Raw genomic sequence first — 3,522 nt, 5'->3', positions numbered from 1 at the left:
GGCGTGACGGGGGGAACGGGTTCTCGATCGTTGCTACGCGCGCCATCTCGCCTCGCTCGAATATCTCTGGATCGTCGAGGTAGGCTCGAACCATCGGCAACGCATCGACGCCCCAGAAAAGCTCGCGACCGATCGAGAGTGTCGGCACCCCGAACACGCCGACCGCGATCGCCTCCTCCGTATTCACACGGAGGTTCATTCCCCTCGCGGAAATCTCATCCGTTGGCGCGGCGGCTCCTGGCTTGAACCTGTCGGTGAGTTGTTGCCACGGCCCTTCCTCATTCGGGTCATATCCGTCGCGCCAGATGTGCTCCATCACGCGGCGCGCGAGCTGCGGCTCGGCTCCGGTATCGCATAGAAATCGGAGCGCCCGAACCGGGTTGAAGGGGTGTGCAGGCGGAAAGGTGAGGTGCACGCCGCGTCGCTGCGCTTCAAAAACGCACAGTCTGTAAGTGTGCAGACGTTTCGATGGGATTTCGGCGGGGCCGAGTTGCCCATGGTGCTTCAGGATTCCGGCGAAGAGGACAGGCTTGTAGACGATCGGGATCGATCTCGACAGGTCCTCGATTCCGTCCAGGGCGAGGTAGGCGTAGGGTGAGACGACGTCAAAATACCATGTCGCATGCATCGATGAAGTTCTCCCGTAGGTGTCGCATTACTTGATCAGCTTAACGATGTTGCGGAACTGCGGATGCTCGCAGGTGTCAAGCCATTCGAACATGACCATCTCCACCGTCACGATCTCCGCACCATGTCGCTCCATTCGGCGGAGCGCAGCTTCCTTGCTTTCCAGCCGCCGCGAGCCGATGGCGTCGCGCACGATGTATACCTCGCGTTTTCCGGAAAGTAGACCGAGCACCGTCTGAAGTACGCAGACGTGCGCCTCGCAGCCCATGACGATGAGCACATTGTTGGCAGGAAGGCTTTCCAGCAGACCTTCTGCGCGGGACGCATCAAAGGTCATCTTGTGGAAAACCTCACCCTCTCGGGGTGCAAGGTCCCCTACGGTCGCGCCCAGTCCTGCCGGGTTCTGCTCAGTGAACAATCGGGGGATGCCAAGTCTGGCAGCGATGTCGAGCAAGCGCCTGGCATTGGTCAGCACATCCTCGGCATCCTCGATCACCGGAATGAGTCGCGCCTGGAAATCGATGGCAAGAAGTGTGGAGGCGCCGCAATCGAGAACAGGCATCAGTGCGCTCCTCGTTCGAAACACGCAATTCGCTCGTCGATATAGATCTGCATCCGTTCGGCAGCGGAGGCGCCGAACATCCGGATGCGACCCGTGTGGAGGAGCAACAGCAGACCCGTGGCATGTGCGAAGATGTCCACCACAAGCAGTTCGGCCGTGCGGGGGTCGACTCCGAGGTAAACGGCTGCCTTGGCCATGGGGTTCAGGGCGGCGGAGAGGGCCGCGTTGAGCGCTTCGTCCCTTTCTCGCCCGAGTCCATTCGGCTTCATGCCACCACGCAGCAGGTAAAAACCGAGATCGAGATCGCGTGGGTTTCTGGCGTAAAAGCGAAAGAAGGCCAGGGCGCCAGCGCGCAGCTTCTCTCCTGCACCCTCTACACTTCCCGCGGCCTGCTCAACCTCGCCGCCGAGCGTCTCGAGCGACCCCTGCAAGACTTCTGCGTAGATCGCCTCCTTGGAGTCGAAGTGAAAATAGAGCGCGGCCGGTGCGTATCCTGCGCGGGCGGCTATGGCACGGACGCTTGCGCCCTCGAGCCCTTCCTCCAGGAAGACCTCACGTGCCGCACTCAGGATCAGCGATCGCTTTTGCCCCCGCTCCGCCTTCTGCCGTTGCAAGCGCCGTGCCGCCATCCCACCTCTCCCTCTCTCCCAAAAAAGCTTGACCGAAATTCGAACAGTGTTCAAGTTGTGATGACGCCAGCTTTCCACGCAGGGAGAATGTCATGCTGATGGATGCCGCCGCCTACAGGGAGTCCCTTCGCGCCTACGGACCACGGGTCTTCGTCGATGGCCAGCGCGTCGAAAGCGTGGCGGACGAACCGCTTCTGCTTCCGGGCATCAATGGCGTAGGCGTGACCTACGACCTCGCTCACCGCCCCCAGCATTCCGCGATCATGACCGCCCGTCAGGGGACGTCAGGCAAGACGGTCAACCGAATGCTTCACATCAACGAGTCGTCGACCGACCTTCTGTACAAACTCGAGGCGGTGCGTCTCGCCTGCCAGATCGCGGGTTGCGCACAACGCTACCTGTGTCACGACGCGTTTAACGGCCTCTTCCAGGCGACGAAGCGAACCGACGCTATCCACGGCACCGACTATCACCAGCGCTTCCTCGCCTACCTGCATGACTTTCAGGACAGGGACCTGACGCTCGCTGTCGCTATGACGGACGCCAAGGGCGACAGGTCCAGGCGTCCGGGCCAGCAGCTCAATCCGGACGTCTATGTACACATAACCGAACGCCGACCGGACGGCATCGTCATTCGAGGCACGAAGGCGATCGTTACCGGCGCTCCTTACGTGCACGAGCTTCTCGTGATGCCCTGTCGCACCCACACCGCAGACGATGCCGACTTCGCGGTCTGTTGCGCCGTCCCGGTCGATGCGCCGGGAGTGACGATCGTCGCGCGCCGCGCCGGACGTCCGGGCGAGGCCGCGGCAAAGTTCTCCGCCAAGTACGGCCAGTCGACAGGTGTCGTGGTGTTCGAGGACGTCTTTGTTCCACATGACAGGGTTTTCCTGGCCGGAGAGTACGAGGAAGGCGGTTTTCTCACAACGTCCTACGCAACGCATCATCGGCACACCTGCATCGGCGCACGAGCCGGTTTCGGTGATCTTCTCATCGGCGCAGGAGCTCTCATGATCGAGGCAAACGGCCTCGACCCCGATCGTCACGGCCACGTCCGCGAGCAGATGGTGGAGCTCATCACCATCACCGAGAGCTTCTACGCCTGCGGGGTCGCAGCTTCGGCTTATTGCCAGAAGGACCCAGGCGGTTCAGTGATGCCAGACACGGTGTTCTCGAATATCGGCAAGCTGCTTCTGGCCACCAAGATCTACGACATGCACAAGTTGGCCCATTATGTCTCGGGCGGGCTCATCGTCGCGCTTCCCGGCCCCGACGAAGACCATAACCCCGAAACCAAGACCTCGCTCGCGGCGGTTCTCGGTGGCCGCCCGGATATCCCGGTGGAACAGCGCATGGAGGTCTCGCGTTTCATCGAGGACCTGACCGTCTCCAGCCAGGGCGGCTGGTATTCGGTCATTTCGCTTCATGGAGGCGGATCGGCCGAGGCAATGAAGCGAGAGATCTGGCGCAACTATCCGGTCATGGACAAGGTGGCGCTCGTCGAGCGCCTGCTCGACCGGGGCGTACTGGAGGACGGCAGGCGGGTCTCAAGGCAACCCGGTCGGTGTTGCGTGACGGGGTGCGAGATCCCCGAACCTCCTGAGACTGAACCCGATCCGCAGAGGTCGGCTGCCGAATAGCTGCCGAGGGCAGCCGCGTCCAGTGCGTGACGGCGACGAATGTCAGCGCCACGATTAGCGGTCG

4 protein-coding genes are annotated in these 3,522 nt (G+C 62.0%); 1 reads left to right on the top strand and 3 read right to left on the bottom strand.

The window, feature by feature from the left end; all coding sequences use genetic code 11:
- From IM708_RS20540 to IM708_RS20530, 3 genes are all read right to left on the bottom strand, one after another.
- Window positions 1-628: 2-hydroxychromene-2-carboxylate isomerase (locus tag IM708_RS20540; RefSeq protein ID WP_209428420.1), on the bottom strand; the 628-nt coding region annotated here is incomplete at its 3' end.
- A gap of 27 nt (window positions 629-655) precedes the next feature.
- A complete protein-coding gene (locus tag IM708_RS20535) occupies window positions 656-1,189 on the bottom strand; it encodes an isochorismatase family protein (protein WP_209428419.1) in 534 nt (177 codons plus the stop codon).
- Window positions 1,189-1,818 (bottom strand): TetR/AcrR family transcriptional regulator, encoded by a 630-nt coding sequence (locus tag IM708_RS20530; protein WP_209428418.1) that lies wholly within the window; start codon window positions 1,816-1,818, stop codon window positions 1,189-1,191. The genes IM708_RS20535 and IM708_RS20530 overlap by 1 nt, the downstream gene beginning before the upstream one ends.
- A gap of 92 nt (window positions 1,819-1,910) precedes the next feature.
- Here IM708_RS20530 and IM708_RS20525 point away from each other — a divergent pair, with 92 nt between their 5' ends.
- A complete protein-coding gene (locus IM708_RS20525; protein WP_209428417.1) occupies window positions 1,911-3,458 on the top strand; it encodes a 4-hydroxyphenylacetate 3-hydroxylase N-terminal domain-containing protein in 1,548 nt (515 codons plus the stop codon).
- The last annotated feature ends 64 nt before the right edge of the window (window positions 3,459-3,522 follow it).

Origin of the sequence: Pararhodobacter sp. SW119, assembly GCF_017811755.1 — a bacterium.
Taxonomy (GTDB): Bacteria; Pseudomonadota; Alphaproteobacteria; order Rhodobacterales; family Rhodobacteraceae; genus Pararhodobacter.
Note: the sequence above shows the minus strand (reverse complement) of the source record. Positions and strands in the feature narration are given on the sequence as shown.